Genomic DNA, 17,984 nt, shown 5'->3' with positions numbered 1-17,984 from the left:
TAATTCCCTTTTTAGCTGTCGGGTATCAGAAAAAACCTTCTATATTTGCAGCCCTCAAAATTAGAGTTTTAACACATAATTGATATTCAAATGACTAAAGCTGACATTGTAACCAGAATTACTGACAAGACCGGCATGGAGAAGTCTGATGTACAGGCGGTTGTTGAGTCTTTCATGAAGGAGGTACGTAACAGCTTGGAAACTGGTGAAAATGTGTATCTGAGAGGATTCGGAAGCTTCATCATTAAGAAGCGTGCGGAAAAAACCGGTCGTAACATCTCTAAGAACACTACCATTATCATTCCTGCTCACAACATTCCATCTTTCAAACCAGCGAAAACTTTCGTTGAGTCAGTAAAGAAGAAAGTTAAAGTCAGCTAAGACTCTTGAAAACTGGTCCTGCCATACTCACCTTATCAGGCATTGTGCTCATTGCCGCATTTATGCTGATGCCCCGCAGCCCTGAGGCTTCGGTATCAGTAGCTGAGGAAGCGGACCATGCTCATGAAACCACGCAGAGCGCTTCAGACGCTCTGTCTGTTGGGGACTCCATTATTAAAGATGCTATCAGCAAGCTGAAAAGCGGAGAAGTAGCACCGATGATTGCCATTCGCAGCATATTAGATGTGGCGGAGCAAAACCCGGAAAACAGCTATGCTCAATTTGCTTTAGGGGAACTAGGCTTGCAAAGCGGACAATTCGATAAAGCCATTGCGCGCTTTGAGAATGTTTTAAAATTGGATGCCCACAACGGAGAAGCTCACCTCTTATTAGCACGCGCCCGCCTGGCATTAGGCGACAGCAGTGCGGCGATCGACGGTCTGAAGAAAGCGTTGGAAACTCTTAGCGACAAAGAAACAAGAAAGGCCATCGAAACTGAGATGGCAAGTATTAATCCCAATTAAAAATTATTGTTATGCCTAGCGGTAAAAAAAGAAAACGTCATAAGATGTCGACGCACAAGCGTAAAAAACGCTTGCGTAAAAACCGTCACAAGAAAAAATAAGCTTGAGATCTTAGGATCCCAAGATAACCGTAGCACCCTTATTCGAGGTGCTTTCGGTGTTTATACAATATAGGTTTGTTGACACAGCCTGCTAATCGACTGTAGATTAGAGGCTTTAATAACATTTAAGGTGAGTACAGAATTAATTATTAATTCGCGTACTGCCGATTCTGTAGCGGTAGCGCTACTCAAGGAAGGTAGACTTTCGGAATTGCATTATGACAATACCGATGAGTTTGCGGTGGGGGACATTTATATGGGTAAGATCAAAAAGATCGTGCCCGGCTTAAATGCAGCATTTGTGGATGTAGGCTATGAAAAAGATGCCTTTTTACATTACCATGATTTAGGTCCCCAAATTAAATCGCTTCTCAAGTTTACCCGCAAAACGCAAACGGGAAAGCAACGTTGGTCGCTGACCGATTTTGAACCCGAAGCGGATATAGATAAGAACGGCAGTATCGATAAGGTTCTGCGCGAAGGCCATAATATTTTGGTCCAAATCGCTAAAGAACCCATCTCTACCAAAGGGCCACGCATCACCTCCGAGCTATCTCTGGCTGGTCGTTATGTAGTATTGGTTCCTTTCTCTAAGAGAGTGAGCGTGAGCAGTAAGCTCCGCGATAAAGACGAAAAGGATCGCTTGCGCCGTTTGGTGAAGAGCATCCGTCCCAAAGGCTTTGGGATTATTGTGCGTACCGCCGCCGAAGATTGCCAAGTGGCAGACCTCGACAGCGATATCCAGGAGTTGGTTGAAAAATGGAAACAACTCCATCGTAATATTCAAAGAGTACGTGCCCCTAAACGTGCTTTACGAGAATTGAATCGCGTTTCAGCTTTGCTGCGTGATGTATTAAATGACTCCTTTAATTCGATAGTAATCGACGACATGGAGCTCTTCAATGAAGTGAAGGACTACATGCGCAGTATCGAACCCGAGAAGGAAAAGATTGTAAAATATTACCAGGGCCGTGTCCCCGTGTTTGAACACTTTGGTATTGAACGCCAAATTAAGTCAAGCTTCGGCCGATCTGTAAGCATGGGTAAAGGTGCTTACCTGATTATTGAACATACGGAAGCGATGCACGTTATTGACGTGAACAGTGGAAACCGTACGAATTCATCTGAAAATCAGGAAGCCAATGCCCTGGCTGTAAATTTATCTGCTGCTGAAGAAATTGCTCGTCAATTGCGTTTACGTGATATGGGCGGAATTGTAGTAGTAGATTTTATCGATATGCACCGCAGCGAAAATCGTAAGAAACTGTACGAAAAGCTGAAGGAAGAAATGGCGACCGATCGCGCCAAGCATAAGATATTACCCCCCTCAAGATTTGGATTGGTTGAGATCACCCGTCAGCGTGTACGCCCGGAAATGGCCATTCAAACCCGAGAGGAAAACCCCGACGGAAACGGCGAGGTTGAAGCCCCTATCCTGATTATTGATGAGATCGAGAATAAACTCGAACTAATCGCTAAACAAGAAAAAGACAAGACTATTTACTTACACCTGCACCCCTTTATTGCGGCTTATCTTACTAAAGGCTTATTCAAGTCGATTCGTCGCAATTGGTCCAAAAGGTTTAAGCGGAATATTAAAGTGATTCCTCGAGACTCCTTTAAATTCCTCGAATATCACTTTTTCAATGATAAAGACGAGAAATTCGAGTTTAATTAGAATCTATAAGGTTTTTCGCTTTTCTAATTATTGGTAGTTTTGCAACAATTAATGACTGTGATGAAAAAGGGAATTTTAATTTTAGGAAGTGCTTTAGTTCTTAGCTCCTGCGTGAGTAAGTCTAAGTACACCACTTTACAAGATCAATACAACGAAACCAGCGATGAGCTGAGTAAAACGCGCATGGAATTGGCTGCTTGTTTAGACAACAAGAAAAATGCGTCTAAAGAAATTGATTATCTGAAAAAGACCAATTACCAATTGTTGAAGAACATTGGCAATATGTCTACTCTCAGTAAAAAAGAAGCCGAAAACCTCGAACGTTCCTTAGAACAAATCAAGGAAAAGGACCTTACCATCCAAAGCTTACAAGAGGCCATCAACAAGCGCGACTCTGTAACATTTGCTTTAGTAACCAGTCTTAAAGGTGCCACCGTTGGTATTGATGATGAAGATATCAGCATCAATGTTGAGAAAGGTGTAGTGTATGTTTCTATCAGCGATAAGCTCCTCTTTACCAGTGGCAGCTCTAAACTGAGCAAAGAAGCATTAGCTGTTTTAGGTAAAGTTGCTCAGGTATTGAAATCTCAGCCCGAACTCGAATTTATGGTAGAAGGCCATACGGATAATAAAGCCGTTCGTCAAGGTGCCTCATTCGAAGACAACTGGGAATTAAGTGCCGAGCGTGCTGCCTCTGTAGTACGCGTATTGGAAAAAGACTTTAGCATTAAGCCCGAGCGTATGACTGTGGCTGGTAAAGGAGAATATGCTCCGGTAGCCAGTAACGACAGCGCTGAAGGCCGTGCACAAAACCGTCGCACACGTATCGTTATTCTTCCAAAATTAGACGAGTTCTACAGCCTGATTGAAGAAGGCATGGAAAAAGCGAAATAAGCTTTAAGCTAGAAAAGATAAGCCTCTTCGGAAACGGAGAGGCTTTTTTTATGCTCGGAAGTTCTACAAGACTTCAAAAGAAAAATCTACAAGAGGCACTTTTCATAATTAACAACTTGAGGTCATCAATTAAAAACTCAAATGGAGAAATAAAAACTCCGACCATGTCAAGTTAAAATCGCTGAATTATGAAAAAAACAATTATCCTAAGTCTCTGTCTTCTTTGCTCCATTGGGCTACAGGCACAAATTGAAAAAGGCTCCTTTATTACTGGATTAGGCTCACAAATCGGCCTTTTGGGCGCAGGAAATAACAGTCTTGGATTTGGTACCTGGACGATTAACTATAAAAGCGATCACCCAGATTTTGATGAACCAGATCCTAACAAATTATTGTCGATATACTTAAGCCCAAGACTTGGCTATTTTATAATTAATAACCTAGCGGTTGGTGCCAATGTGAACTACTCTTATCAAAAAGAAGTAATCCCCGATTTGGCCACATTTCGTCGAAATTCATATACAATTGGCCCTTTTGTTCGATACTATTACCCATTAGAAAGATTTTGGCCATTCGCCGAAGTAGGATTTGGTTTTGGAGCAATCAATGAAAATGCAAATTTAGAAACCGCTGATGATGAAGTAACCCGAAGCAGTGTCTTTGCTTTTAACCTAGCTGCCGGCATGGCATTTCCTTTGAACGAAAAGTTAAATCTAGACTTAGGATTATCCTATGGTCGAAGCACCTTTAAACTCACGGATGACAATCCCTTCAATTATAGATCCGTTGTGGGAGGTATAAATCTCCAATTAGGTTTAAGTATTTTCTTATAAGTTAACCCATTTCCAAATTTTAAAATTAAGCCAGCTTGTATTTCAAGCTGGCTTTTTATTGTTCCTAGTGCGAATCCTAGCATTGAATCGGAAGTTTTGCCATTTATCCAATACCTTCACAGCCACAAACAAATCCAATCATGAAAAAATATATCAGTCTCTTTCTTTTGGCTGGCTTTGGCCTGATGGGGCAAAATGAAGTGATGACCCCCAAGAAACTTTGGGAGTTGGGTCGAGTTAGCCTTGATGCCGTTTCACCCGATGGTAAAAGCATGGTCTACGGAGTAAGTCGCTACGACCTGGAAGCCAACTCTGGGAACCGCGATCTTTATTTAATGGATATCAAATCCGGCAAAATCACCCAATTAACCGATTTGACAGGTGGTGAGTACGGTGCGCATTTCTTTAATAATGGTGTAGCCTTTAATCACCGAGGCCAATTGCATTGGGTAGATTTAAATGGTCAGTCTCAAAAACCTCTTACCAATATTGAAGGCGGTATTTCTGGCGCTAAGGCCTATAAATTGGCCGATGGCAGCGTGAAAATCCTTTTCAGCAAATCCTTTAAAACAGCTGAAACACCTGCCGAAATGTATCCGGATTTACCCAAAGCCGAATTCCGGGTAATGGATGACCTCATGTATCGCCATTGGGATTCTTGGGATGATTATGAGTCTATGCAAGTATGTATCAGTGACTACAAAAATGAAGCAGTTAGCAGTTTCAAAAACCTTATGGATGGTTCTAGCTTCGATTCTCCAGTTCCTCCCTTTGGTGGTTCAGAGAGCTATGTATTAAGTCCCGACGGCAAATTCGTAGTATACGAAAGTAAATACCTAAGCGGTAAAGACTTTGCCGAGCAAACCAATAGCGACCTCTACCTGGTGGACCTTAGTACCGGTCAAACCAGCAATATTTCGGATGGCATGATGGGTTACGATAAAAACCCACAGTTCTCTGCCGATGGAGGTAAAATTGCCTGGCTGAGCATGGCCACTAATGGTTATGAAAGTGATGTAAATGACCTGATCATTTTAGATCTGAAAAGCAAAGAAAAAACCCATGTGCTTAAAAGCAGTGGTAATTATGATACTTATACCCTAAACTCTTTTGCATGGAATGGCTCCAATGAATTTGTAGTGGGTATCCCAACCATGGGCAGCAATCAAATTTTCGAACTTGAGCAGAAAGGTAAAAGCTGGAAGATTGAGAAAATCAGCCAGGGCGATCACAATTACAATCATTTCGAAATTGCCAAAGGTGGTTTGGTTGTAGATCGTCAGGATATGAACAATGCTACCGAAATCTATTTCTTAAAAGACAATGGTAAGGCTACACAGCTCACCCATATTAATGATGAGCTCTACAGCAAAATTGGCAAGAGCAAAATTGAAAAGCGCATGGTGAAAACCAGCGATGGTAAGGACATGCTTACCTGGGTGATTTATCCTCCCGATTTCGATCCCAATAAAAAATACCCTACCCTTTTATATTGCCAGGGTGGACCACAATCTCAAGTTTCTCAATTCTACAGCTTCCGTTGGAACTTCCAGTTAATGGCTGCTCAAGGTTATATTGTAGTTGCGCCAAACCGTAGAGGTTTACCAGGCTTTGGCCGCGAATGGAATGAGAAAATCTCCAAAGATTGGGGTGGTCAACCTATGCGCGATTACTTAGCGGCCATCGACGATGTAGCTAAAGAACCTTTTGTGGATAATGATAATTTAGGTTGTATCGGCGCTAGCTACGGTGGCTATTCCGTATATATGTTAGCGGGTATTCATGAAGGTCGCTTCAAGAGCTTTATTTCACACTGTGGCTTATTCGACCTCGAAAGCTGGTACCTAAGTACCGAAGAAATGTTTTTTGCGAATTACGATTTAGGTGGCCCTTATTGGGATGAGGCCAATGCTGAAACCTACAGCAGCTTCGATCCTAAAGACTATGTACAAAATTGGGACACCCCGATTTTGGTAATTCACGGCGGAATGGATTTCCGGGTACCAATCAATCAGGGCATGGAAGCATTCCAGGCGGCTAAATTGCGTGGAGTACCTTCCCGTTTCTTGTACTTTCCAAATGAAGGCCACTGGATTTTAAGTCCCCAAAATGGATTGGTATGGCACGATCAATTCTTTGGTTGGTTAGACCAATGGCTTAAGCAATAAGCATCTTTTAGAACAGAATACAAGAGCCGCTTCCAATGGGAGCGGCTTTTTTGTTTACCAAAGAATGCCCTCCGGTTTATCCAGAAGATTTTACGGTTCATCCTCCCCAACTACGACTCATCCAGATTCAATTTCCTTGGCCAGCCAGCCACCCTAGTTTAGCTGGCAAATCAAGGAATCATGTATCGTCTTCTTCTTTTAGTAACTCTTTTAAGCACCAGCCTTAGCGCCCAAAACAAGCTCGAAGGTTGGGTAACAGACCCCCAAGGTGAAGCTTTGGCCGGAGTAAATATCTACCTCAAAGGCAGCTTCATAGGCACCACCTCCGATGCGGATGGCTATTTCAAATTAGACGGTTTAAAACCAGAAGGCATTCTGGTATTCAGTATGATGGGCTTTGAAAGCGTAGAACTGGCCCTTCAAAACCTCGACTTTGCCCAAAAACAAAAAATTCAACTCAAAGAAGCCTTTAATAAACTAGCAGCGGTAACGGTAAATGCCGGCAATATTGAGGTGAGTGATAAAAAGCAAGCGGTTGTATTACGTCCACTAGACATTGTTACCACCTCTGGCGCTTTGGGGAATATAATCGGCGCCTTAAACACCTTGCCTGGTACCGCTAATAATGCTAATGACGGACGATTATTCGTTCGTGGCGGCGCCGCCGATGAAACGGCTATTTTCATTGACGGCCTTCGCTTGGGAAATGCCTATGGCAGCAGTCTTAATGGCATTCCTACCCGTGGTCGCTTTAGTGCTCAAATATTTAAGGGCAGCTTTTTTAGCACCGGAGCTTATTCGGCAGAATATGGACAGGCTCTTTCCTCGGTACTTTCCATGAATAGCCTCGACTTCCCCTTACGTCGTCAAACCGATTTGGGCATTTCTACTGTTGGGGGCTCTCTTAGTCATACCGAAGTATGGAATCGTCAATCCCTTACCGCCAACCTCAACTATACTAACCTTAGTCCCTATATGGCGCTGGTACCCCAAAATTTAGAATTCACCAAGGCCCCTCAAGGAATTTGCTCCGAAATTCTCTTTCGCCAAAAAGCAGGGAAGCATGGCATGTTTAAAGCCTTCTATTCCTTCCAAAACTCTAATCTGGGAATACTACGCGGTCAGCCAGATACCAATGTCTTGCAAGCTGCCCAGCTGAAAAACAATTTCCATCACTTCAATCTTAATTACCGTCAGAACATCGGTAAGAAACATTTGCTCGATGGTGGTCTAAGCTTCACTGGCAACCTCGATGATATCCAATTGGATAGTCTATCCATCCAACAGAAAGGGCAATTAGTACATGCTAAAATTCGCTACCAATACTTCCCTGCCGCCCGCATCAGCATAAAAAGTGGTCTAGAATTCTTCGACCAGCTTTATCGCGAAGAAATCCAAATCGGTGCTCGCCAGCAGGATGATCTTTTAGGGGCCGCTTTCGCGGAATGCGACTACCATTTTAGTAGCGACTTCTTAATCAAATTGGGTCTTCGTTCATCCATCAACCAAAACAGCTCCTACCTGATGCCTCGGGCCTCCCTAGCCTATCGCCTCAGTTTGAAATCACAATTTTCCCTGGCCTACGGCGATTATGTGCAAGAGCAAGCTCCCAATATCCGCATCCAGGATGTAGATCTGCGCGCTGCCAAAGCCCAACATTTGGTTCTAAACTATATGTACAGCACTCCTAAGTTGACCTTCAGACTTGAGGCTTTTCAGAAAAATTACCATGAACTGCTTCGTAGCAATGCAGGCTACAACACCAATGGAGAAGGCTATGCCCGAGGTTTTGATTTATTCCTCCGGGATCGCAGCAGCATCCGCAATTTGGATTATTGGATCACTTACTCCTTTGTGGATAGCAAAAGACATTGGCAAGCTTTCGAAAGCCAGGTGCAGCCACGCTTTGCTCCGCGCCATAATGCCTCCATTGTGGCCAAGTACTGGCTCAACAGCCTTCAGTCACAAGTAGGAACCAGCTTTAGCATCAATGATGGCTACAGCTATGACAATCCCAATCTGGCCGGCGAAATGGAATCCCGCACCAAAGCCTTCCACAGCTTAAACCTCAGCTGGAGCTATTTACCTCGTCCCAACCTGATAATTCATTTTGAGATTACCAATCTATTGGGACGGGAAAATATCTTCAATTATCAATACAGCTCCAGTCCCGGAAATGACGGACAGTACAGCAGTATGGCCATTCCACAATCGGCCACCCGCTTCATCTTTCTAGGCATATTCTATACCCTGTCTACCGATAAAAATGCGAATCAACTCAACAATTTATAATTCCTAAAAATTCAGAATCATGAAAAAATTATTTGCCCTTTGTTTCATTGCTATCTTCAGTTTTAAAGCCACTGCACAAGATGCCGAAGCCTATCAAAAATATATGCAAGAAAGTATTGCCCTTTACGATAGTGTTAAAACCCTGGCCGACTATCAAGAAATTGCCAATCGCTTCGATCGTATATCTGCTACTGCCAGCTCGGAATGGCTTCCCTTATACTACGCCGGACTTACCCATATCTATATGAGTTTCGTGCGAGGTCTTGAAGACGATGCCCGTGATGAGCATATAGATAAAGCCCTCGATTATATTGATCGCGCCGAAGAAATAGTAGGTGAAAACTCCGAAACTGTAATCTTACGTGGTTATGCTTATATGGCCAAAGTAAGTGTGAGTCCCGGCTTAAGAGGCATGACCTTATCCGCTAAGGTTAGTGGGCTATTTGAAAAAGGATTAGCCATGGATCCAGAAAACCCTAGAGCCAATTTAATGCTCGGTCGTTGGAAATACGGTAGTGCCCAGTTTTTTGGTCGTTCTACCGACGATGCTTGTGCCTACATGCAAAAGGCTTTAGCGATCTATAAAAATCAAGAAAAAGGCAATGGTCTGGAGCCTGCCTGGGGGGAAAATCAAGCCCTTTCTATGTCCAAGTCTTGTCAAGGAAAAAGTTAATTTCAAGCCATGGAAAGCAGCTCTCCCTATTCGAGAAAAGAAATCCTTAAATGGATAGGCATCAGCGCCCTACTGGGTTTAATTGTCCCCGCTTTTTACAGCTTCGAAAGCTATTGGACCTTGCAGGGCCTGAGTAAAATTTGGGATGACATGCTCTATTCCTTTATGATGTCTTTGGGCATTAGCCTCTCGGTAGGACTTAACGAGCATTTACTGGATCGACGCTTCTCCTGGTTGGAGCATCCGGGCAAGCGCTTGATTCTCGAAATCATCGGCATTAGCCTCTTTGCTTTTAGCGCATCCTTTTTAATGAATGTATTGTTCTTCACACTCTTCGGTATGATTGACTACAGCAATTTCCCCTGGAAGATTATGTTGAACAATGCCCTTATCCCCCTCTATGTAGGTTATGTCGTTTCAGCATTTTTCATCAGCCGTGGGTTTTTAAGTCGGGCCAAGGCCGAGGCAGTGCGAGCCGAAAAACTGCAAACCGAAAAATACCGCAGTGAAGTACGGATATTAAGAGATCAGCTTAATCCGCATTTTCTATTTAATTCGCTTAACATCCTTACCAATATGGTTTATGAGGATGCCGATCGATCTGCCGCTTATATCCGCCAATTAAGTCGCTTTTATCGCTACGTATTGGAGGTACAAGATGAGGATACAGTTGAATTTGAACTCGAATTACAATTTATTCGCGATTACATCCAGTTACAACAAGAACGCTTTGGCACTAATGCTTTGCAATACAGCGAAAAGCTTTTTCCCAATTCCGATTTTCACATCCCTCCCCTGGCCTTGCAATTGCTTTTAGAAAATGCCCTTAAACATAATCGTTGCAGCAGCACAGAACCGCTTAAAATTGAAATCATTCAAGAAGGGAATAGCTTAATGATCCGCAACAACATTCAAAAGAGAACAGCTCAATCCGAGCATTTAGGCATTGGGCTATCTAATTTAAAAAGACGCTATGAGCTTTTGAAAGCTGAGCTTCCTCAGATCAGCAATAATGACAGTCACTTTAGTGTGAAAATCCCTTTATTATCTAAGGCATGAAAATCTTGATTATTGAAGATGAAAAACCAGCCGCTCGTCAATTAGAAAGACTTTTGCAGCGCAGCGAGGAATTTGAGGGCAATATTCATGGCCCCTTGGAAAGTATCGCTCAATCAGTAGATCATTTAACGAAAAACCAGGATTACGACCTCATTCTGATGGACATCCATCTCGCCGATGGACCCAGCTTCGAAATTTTTGAATCCGTTGAGCCATCTGCTCCAATCATCTTTTGTACAGCCTATGATCAATACGCATTGGAAGCTTTTAAACTCAACAGTATAGACTATCTACTCAAGCCAATCGAACCGAATGACTTAGATCGAGCTTTACAAAAGTTCAAAAAACTTCATGCCCAAAGTCAGACTCCCGAATTGTCGGCGGCAGAGCTATTAAAGGCGCTTCAAAAACCTATAGAGGAAGCTAAAAGCTATAAAGAACGCTTTATGATCAAATTGGGGGATCGCATCATTAGCCGGGAAACCCGCGAAGTACAGTTTTTCTATTCGGCCGAAAAAGCCAGTTTTCTTCAAGATCAAGAAGGACGATCCTACCCCATTGAGTACAGCTTGGATCAATTAGAGGCATCAGTACCCTCCCGGGACTTTTTCCGAATCAACCGCAAATACCTTATCCGTTTTGAGGCTATTCGTGAGATGCACAGCTATTCTGGTAGTCGCATAAAGCTTCATTTACAGCATTGTGATGATGATGACATCCTGGTGAGTCGCGATCGCACCGCCGAATTCAAGCATTGGTTAGACAGCTAGCCAACTCGCTTCCAATGCTTAGCTTTGCAGGCCCTTTAAAAAGCGCTATGCAATTGGACATCTTCACCTTAAGTAATGGCATCCGAGTAGTACACCGCGAAATCAATCGTCCGGTGGCCCATTTGGGTTTATTGATTGCCGCTGGTTCGCGCGATGAACTGGAAGATGAGCAGGGTTTAGCCCACTTTATTGAGCACTGCTTGTTCAAAGGAACCCAAAAGCGAAAAGCCTATCACATCCTCAGTCGCATGGAAGATGTGGGCGGGGAATTAAATGCTTTTACCAGCAAGGAAGAAACCGTAATTCACACTAGCTTTTTAAGTGGTGACTATGCTCGAGCAGTAGATTTGATCTGCGACATTGCTTTTCGTAGCACCTTTCCTCCTAAAGAATGTGAGAAGGAAAAAGAAGTGATTATTGATGAAATCAATTCCTATAAAGACAGTCCTTCCGACAGTATTTTCGACGATTTCGAGGAATTGGTATTTCCCAATCACAGCTTAGGTCGCAATATCCTGGGCACCCTCGAGAGTGTGAAAGGATTTGGCACTGAGGACATCCATAAATTCCTGAATCGCAATTATTCTGCCGATCGCATGGTATTTAGTTCGGTGGGGAAAATAAGTGCCGCTCGCCTGCGAAATCTCCTTGAAAAGCAAGTGGATAACATTCACTTCCAGGCGGGAGAGAAAAGAGAATTAATCATGCCAGCGCCTACTCAACCCATTCGGGAAGAGCAAAGCCGCAGTGGCTACCAAACTCACGTAGTTATGGGCAGTCCCGCTTATGCTGCGCGTCATGATCACATGCGTCCTCTAGCCTTACTCAACAATATTTTAGGTGGCCCCGGAATGAACTCAAGGCTCAACTTAAATATTCGTGAACGTTATGGCTTCACCTATCATTTAGAGTCTTTTTATCACCCTTATTTGGATACTGGCTTGTTCGGGATTTATCTAGGCACCGATCCCGGTACCGCCGATCGAGCCATGAATTTGATTGATAAGGAACTGAAAAAGCTGCGCGATCAAAAACTGGGAGTACTCCAACTCTCCAAGGCGAAAAAGCAAATCTTAGGTCAGTTTGCCATGGCACAGGAAAACAATGGGGCATTGATGCTTTCCTTTGGTAAATCCTTGCTCTTGCACGATGAAATTGAAAGTTTTGAGGAGATCGTACAAGATGTAGAAGCCATGAAAGCTGAAACTTTACAGGAAGTTGCCAATGATATTTTGGTTCCCGAGAAATTCAGCCGTTTAATCTTCCGGAACACCCAACCTTAACTTTCGGCAGCGGGATAATTTCCCTTTCTTTGGCGGATGAGTCAAACGGAAAAGTTTGCTCCTGGCCCAGGCAGCTCTAAATCTCCATCAGGATTCGGCACTTTTGCCGGAGTATTTACGCCCAGCATCCTCACTATTTTAGGGGTAATCATGTACCTGCGCTTTGGCTGGGTATTGGGTCAGGTAGGCTTGATGGGCACTTTACTCATCGTAACCTTATCTACCTGCATCACTTTCTTTACCGCACTTAGCATAGCCTCGATCGCTACCGATCAACATGTGCGTATCGGTGGAGCTTATTATATGATTAGTCGCTCTTTAGGCATTGAGACCGGCGGTGCAGTTGGTATACCCCTCTTTCTGGCCCAGGCACTTTCCATTGCTTTATATACCATAGGCTTTGCTGAAAGTGTGGTTAGCGTATTTCCACAATTTGACCCACGCTGGGTGGGCATCTTCACCACTATTGGCGTTGGTGCTCTGGCCCTGTTTTCAGCAAAAATTGCCATCCGCAGCCAGTTCTTCATTATGGCGGCCATCGCCCTTTCTTTACTATCATTGATTTTTGGCAGCCCAACTGAGGAAGCGGATTTAAGTCTTTGGCATGGCGAAGGCCAAGCGAGCTTCTGGAAGGTATTTGCGGTTTTCTTCCCAGCTGTTACCGGAATTATGGCAGGGGTTAACATGTCGGGAGACCTCAAAGATGCTAAACGTTCCATCCCCCGAGGAACCTTTTTGGCCATTGGGGTGGGCTACCTAATTTACATGAGCTTACCGCTAATTTTAAGTCAACGCGCATCGGCAGCTAGCCTGATCAATGACCCCTTAATTATGCGGAAAATTTCCTTCTGGGGAGATGCGATATTATTAGGGGTTTGGGGTGCAACCCTAAGTAGTGCGATCGGTAGCATTCTAGGTGCACCACGCGTTTTACAAGCTTTAGCTCGAGATCGGGTATTGCCAGCATCCTTAAGCTGGCTGGGAAAAGGAAAGGGCGAAGATGACAATCCTCGCGCCGGAACCCTATTCACATTAGGGCTGGCTCTTTTAGCCGTTTACTTTGGGAATTTAAACCTGGTTGCACCCATCCTCACTATGTTTTTCCTGACTACCTATGGTGTCCTAAATATTTCTGCAACTCTGGAGAAACTACTTGGAAGCCCCTCTTTTCGCCCCACCTTTAAAGTACATTGGATTTTCTCATTATTGGGTGCATTGGCCTGTCTAGCGGTTATGCTTTTAATCAATGCCTTTGCAACAACCATCGCCGTCATCTTTATGATCCTGCTCTTTATTTGGCTGCAGAGGCGGGAGTTACAAACCACATGGGGCGATGTAAGACAAGGACTTTGGATGGCTATCAGCCGATCCGCACTTTTACGCATCCGACGAACGGCAGACCCTAAAAACTGGCGCCCCCATTTACTGGTTTTATCCGGCGCACCTACAAAAAGATGGCATTTGGTAGAATTGGGCCATGATCTTAGTCAAAATCGTAGTTTAATGACTGTCGCTACGGCCATTACCAAAACTGATTTACCTATTGGCCGACAAATAAAAATGGAATCGAACATTAAGGACTATTTGCTGCAAAGAGGAATCAATAGTCTGGTGAGGGTATATTATGCACAAAGAGTTTTAGAAGGTACACAATCCTTAATTAGCACTTATGGCTTAGGGCAAATTACCCCCAATACCATTTTAATGGGAGCCTCCGAAAATCCTCAAAACTTAGATGAGTACTGCGGATTAATTGAGTATTGCTATGCCTCGCGAAAGAACGTCTTAATTGCACGCAACGCAGATCAACTGCACGAGCAAAATTACAGTAGAATTGATATTTGGTGGGGAGGTCTTAAAGCCAATGGCGGTTTGATGATTGTCCTGGCCCATCTACTGCAAAGAAGTATTAATTGGAAGGGGACTGAGGTTAATGTTAAAATGTTATCCCGCAGTGAAAAGGCCGCCGAAGGTGCCAGTCATAACCTATCCTCTTTACTTAAGGAAATGCGGGTAGATCACAATGAAAAGGTGATCTATGAAGCTGAAAAGGATTTTTATGAGGTGCTAGAGCAGCACTCGGCTGGCGCCGACCTTATAATGTTGGGTATGGCGGTTCCTCGAGAAGACTTCGAATACCGTCCCTATTACGAGCAACTCTCCCAAAAAACAAAAAACCTCCCAAGTACACTATTCGTATTAGCGTCTCAGGAGGTGCAATTTGGTGAAGTACTTAGTTGATCGTCTAACGATCCGCGTACATGTCTTTATAATAATTCTGGTAATCACCGGAAGTAACACTGTTTAACCAGTCTTCATTCTGCAAATACCAATCGATGGTTTCTCCCAAACCTTGCTCGAAGGTAACCGAGGGCTCCCATCCTAATTCTTTATTGATTTTTGTAGCATCAATGGCATAGCGACGATCGTGACCAGGACGATCCTTCACATAGCTAATCAAGCCCTCAGAAGTCCCTGCCGGACGGCCTAATTTCTCATCCATCTGCTTGCAAAGAATCTTAATCAGGTCAATATTTTGCCATTCATTAAAGCCACCAATATTGTAGGTCTCCTTATTACGACCTTCGTGGTAAACGAGATCAATGGCGCGAGCATGATCAATCACATACAACCAATCGCGGGTGTACTTTCCATCGCCATAAACCGGCAAAGGCTTTTCATTGCGAACATTATGAATAAAGAGTGGAATCAGTTTCTCAGGGAATTGATTCGGGCCATAATTGTTTGAGCAATTGGTAATTACATAAGGCATTCCATAGGTCTCACCATAGGCTCTTACAAAGTGGTCGGAACTGGCTTTGGAAGCCGAATAAGGTGAATTCGGATCGTAGGAAGTAGTTTCCTCAAAAAGCCCTTCTGCTCCTAAAGTTCCATACACCTCATCGGTACTGATATGGTAAAAGCGTTTGCCTTCGAAATTATCTTTCCAAGTGTCGCGGAAGGCATTAAGTAAGTTCACTGTGCCAATTACATTGGTGCGAACAAAAGCTAGTGGATCAGTAATACTGCGGTCCACATGACTTTCTGCCGCCAAGTGTAAAACCCCTTCGAAACGATGCTCAGCGAAAAGCTTGTTCATAGCCTCAGCATCCACAATATCAGCCTTTACAAAGTGATAGTTCGGGGCATTCTCAATATCCTTCAGGTTTTCTAGGTTCCCTGCATAAGTGAGAACATCAAGATTGTAAATTTCATAGTCCGGATACTTGTTTACGAAAAGGCGTACCACATGGGATCCTATAAAGCCTGCTCCTCCGGTAATTAATATTTTCTTCGACATGGTTATTTTCTAATCTATGTTTCTGATTTTCTTTTCCCAGCGCCAGGCATCTTCCATGGCATCGTCTAAGCTTTTTTCGGCTGTCCAGCCCAAAACGGTATTGGCCTTAGTCGTATCAGCATAAGCTGCGGTTACATCACCAGGCCTGCGCTCCACTATTTTATAATTCAATTTGCTATTGGAAACACGCTCAAAAGATTGAATCACTTCTAATACCGTTGAACCGGTTCCGGTACCTAAGTTAAATACTTCATAAGGTCCTTCGTTTTGGCGATTCAATAAGCGATTTAAGGCTACAACATGGGCCTTTGCTACATCCACCACATGGATATAATCCCTTTCATTGGTACCATCACGGGTTTCGTAGTCGCTACCAAAAACAGCCAATTGTTCACGAACTTTTGCTGCGGTCTGCGTTACATAGGGCACCAAATTAAGGGGCACTCCCAAGGGTGATTCGCCAATCATAGCACTGGGATGAGCGCCAATAGGGTTGAAGTAACGCAATGAAATTGCATTAAAACCGTGGGCCTGTATAGCATCCTGTATGATCTCCTCTCCTACTTGCTTGGTATTTCCATAGGGGGAAATTGCGGCCTTCACCGGGCTATCCTCTGTGATTGGCAATTCATCTGCTTCGCCATAAACTGTGCAACTACTGCTAAAGATTAAATTATCAATCTGCAGGTCGCGCATTTCCTGAAGCAGGTAAACCAAGGAGCCTAAATTATTCTCGTAATATTCTAAGGGTTTGTGAACCGATTCGCCCACTGCTTTGAAAGCAGCAAAGTGAATGATTCCATCCAAAGAACTATAGCGACCAAAAAAATCTCGCACTTCAGATTTCGACTTTAAATCGACTCTTTCAAATACGGGACGATGACCGGTTATTTCTTCAATTCCATCAAGAACCGATGCGGTTGAATTACTTAAATCGTCAAGCAATACCGGCTCATGTCCGGCTTTGATTAATTCGACTGCGGTATGCGAGCCAATAAAACCTAATCCGCCGGTTACCAGAATTTGAGCCATATCTATTGCTTTTGACGAATGTAATCTTTGAAGTCCTTATGCTCCTTTTTATAGAGCTCTTCGGTGGGTAAAGACTTGAAGTATTCGTAGGTAATCTTTAATCCTTCAGACCGACTAACCTTCGGCTCCCAGCCCAAGAGTTCTTTGGCTTTTGTAATATCGGGACGTCTCTGTGTGGGATCGTCTTTTGGTAAATCTTTGTAGATTACTTTTTGATCGGTACCCGTAAGCTTGATGATTTCCTCGGCAAATTCGCCAATGGTAATTTCATCAGGGTTACCAATATTCACCGGTCCGGCATAATCACTCATTAATAAGCGGTAAATACCTTCAACCAAATCATCAACATAGCAAAAGGAACGGGTTTGCGATCCATCGCCAAACACAGTTAAATCCTCACCTCTTAAGGCCTGACCAATGAAAGCCGGTAAAACCCGACCATCATTCAAGCGCATTCTAGGACCATAGGTATTAAAGATGCGCACGATGCGAGTTTCTAATCCATGGTAAGTATGATAGGCCATGGTCATCGCTTCCTGGAATCGCTTGGCTTCATCATACACCCCTCTAGGGCCAACGGGGTTAACATGCCCCCAATATTCTTCTGTTTGAGGATGCACCTGCGGATCACCATATACTTCTGAAGTGGAAGCAATGATCAAGCGCGCTCCTTTGGCCATTGCCAGGCCCAAGCAATTGTGAATTCCTAAAGAGCCTACTTTGAGGGTTTGAATTGGAATTTTTAGGTAATCAATGGGGCTGGCCGGTGATGCAAAGTGAAGGATGTAATCAAGCTCTCCTGAAACGTGGATGAATTTGGAAACATCATGATGATAAAACTCAAATTCTTCTTTGGCAAAGAGATGCTCGATATTTTTAAGGTCCCCCGTAATCAGGTTATCCATTCCCACCACTCGAAAGCCTTCAGCAATGAAACGATCACATAAATGGGAACCCAAGAAACCGGCTGCGCCCGTAATTAGAACTCTTTTCAT

15 protein-coding genes are annotated in these 17,984 nt (G+C 43.6%); 12 read left to right on the top strand and 3 right to left on the bottom strand.

Annotated features, from left to right (window positions below; translation table 11 throughout):
• The first annotated feature begins 90 nt into the window (after window positions 1-90).
• From ACO05P_RS15935 to ACO05P_RS15880, 12 genes are all read left to right on the top strand, one after another.
• Entirely contained in the window at window positions 91-381 is a 291-nt protein-coding gene (locus ACO05P_RS15935) for an HU family DNA-binding protein (RefSeq protein ID WP_421752401.1), read from the top strand.
• A 5-nt stretch (window positions 382-386) separates the two neighbouring features.
• Window positions 387-905: a tetratricopeptide repeat protein gene (locus ACO05P_RS15930; RefSeq protein ID WP_421752399.1), complete on the top strand. Its 519-nt coding sequence runs from the start codon at window positions 387-389 to the stop codon at window positions 903-905.
• A 231-nt stretch (window positions 906-1,136) separates the two neighbouring features.
• Complete coding sequence (locus tag ACO05P_RS15925) at window positions 1,137-2,684, top strand: Rne/Rng family ribonuclease (RefSeq protein WP_421752397.1); 1,548 nt, start codon at window positions 1,137-1,139, stop codon at window positions 2,682-2,684.
• A gap of 60 nt (window positions 2,685-2,744) precedes the next feature.
• Window positions 2,745-3,578, top strand: coding sequence for an OmpA/MotB family protein (locus tag ACO05P_RS15920; protein ID WP_421752395.1), 834 nt, complete (start codon window positions 2,745-2,747; stop codon window positions 3,576-3,578).
• A 188-nt stretch (window positions 3,579-3,766) separates the two neighbouring features.
• Window positions 3,767-4,411, top strand: a complete 645-nt coding sequence (locus ACO05P_RS15915; protein ID WP_421752393.1) for an outer membrane beta-barrel protein — start codon at window positions 3,767-3,769, stop codon at window positions 4,409-4,411.
• Window positions 4,412-4,551: 140 nt separating this feature from the next.
• The gene (locus ACO05P_RS15910) at window positions 4,552-6,579 is read left to right on the top strand and encodes a S9 family peptidase (RefSeq protein WP_421752391.1); all 2,028 of its coding nucleotides are present in this window, start codon (window positions 4,552-4,554) and stop codon (window positions 6,577-6,579) included.
• A 180-nt stretch (window positions 6,580-6,759) separates the two neighbouring features.
• Window positions 6,760-8,871: a TonB-dependent receptor gene (locus tag ACO05P_RS15905; protein WP_421752389.1), complete on the top strand. Its 2,112-nt coding sequence runs from the start codon at window positions 6,760-6,762 to the stop codon at window positions 8,869-8,871.
• 19 nt (window positions 8,872-8,890) lie between these two features.
• Window positions 8,891-9,544, top strand: coding sequence for a hypothetical protein (locus ACO05P_RS15900; protein ID WP_421752387.1), 654 nt, complete (start codon window positions 8,891-8,893; stop codon window positions 9,542-9,544).
• 9 nt (window positions 9,545-9,553) lie between these two features.
• The gene (locus tag ACO05P_RS15895; RefSeq protein WP_421752385.1) at window positions 9,554-10,603 is read left to right on the top strand and encodes a sensor histidine kinase; all 1,050 of its coding nucleotides are present in this window, start codon (window positions 9,554-9,556) and stop codon (window positions 10,601-10,603) included.
• Entirely contained in the window at window positions 10,600-11,373 is a 774-nt protein-coding gene (locus ACO05P_RS15890) for a LytR/AlgR family response regulator transcription factor (RefSeq protein WP_421752383.1), read from the top strand. Before ACO05P_RS15895 ends, ACO05P_RS15890 begins: the two co-directional genes overlap by 4 nt.
• A 14-nt stretch (window positions 11,374-11,387) precedes the next feature.
• A complete protein-coding gene (locus ACO05P_RS15885) occupies window positions 11,388-12,656 on the top strand; it encodes a M16 family metallopeptidase (RefSeq protein WP_421752381.1) in 1,269 nt (422 codons plus the stop codon).
• A gap of 36 nt (window positions 12,657-12,692) precedes the next feature.
• A complete protein-coding gene (locus tag ACO05P_RS15880; RefSeq protein ID WP_421752379.1) occupies window positions 12,693-14,897 on the top strand; it encodes an amino acid permease in 2,205 nt (734 codons plus the stop codon).
• Window positions 14,898-14,901: 4 nt separating this feature from the next.
• On the opposite strand, the gene rfbB is transcribed toward ACO05P_RS15880, so the two are convergent.
• From rfbB to ACO05P_RS15865, 3 genes are read right to left on the bottom strand one after another with little or no spacing between them, the layout of a single operon-like run.
• Window positions 14,902-15,957 carry a dTDP-glucose 4,6-dehydratase gene (gene rfbB / locus ACO05P_RS15875; protein ID WP_421752377.1) on the bottom strand — a complete coding sequence of 352 codons (1,056 nt, stop codon included), beginning with the start codon at window positions 15,955-15,957 and terminating at the stop codon, window positions 14,902-14,904.
• A gap of 9 nt (window positions 15,958-15,966) precedes the next feature.
• Entirely contained in the window at window positions 15,967-16,989 is a 1,023-nt protein-coding gene (galE, locus tag ACO05P_RS15870) for a UDP-glucose 4-epimerase GalE (protein ID WP_421752375.1), read from the bottom strand.
• Between the two features lie 2 nt (window positions 16,990-16,991).
• A complete protein-coding gene (locus tag ACO05P_RS15865; protein ID WP_421752373.1) occupies window positions 16,992-17,984 on the bottom strand; it encodes a UDP-glucuronic acid decarboxylase family protein in 993 nt (330 codons plus the stop codon).

The organism is Croceimicrobium sp. (assembly GCF_965228705.1).
Taxonomy (GTDB): domain Bacteria; phylum Bacteroidota; class Bacteroidia; order Flavobacteriales; family Schleiferiaceae; genus Croceimicrobium.
This window is presented reverse-complemented; position numbering and strand designations above follow the sequence as displayed.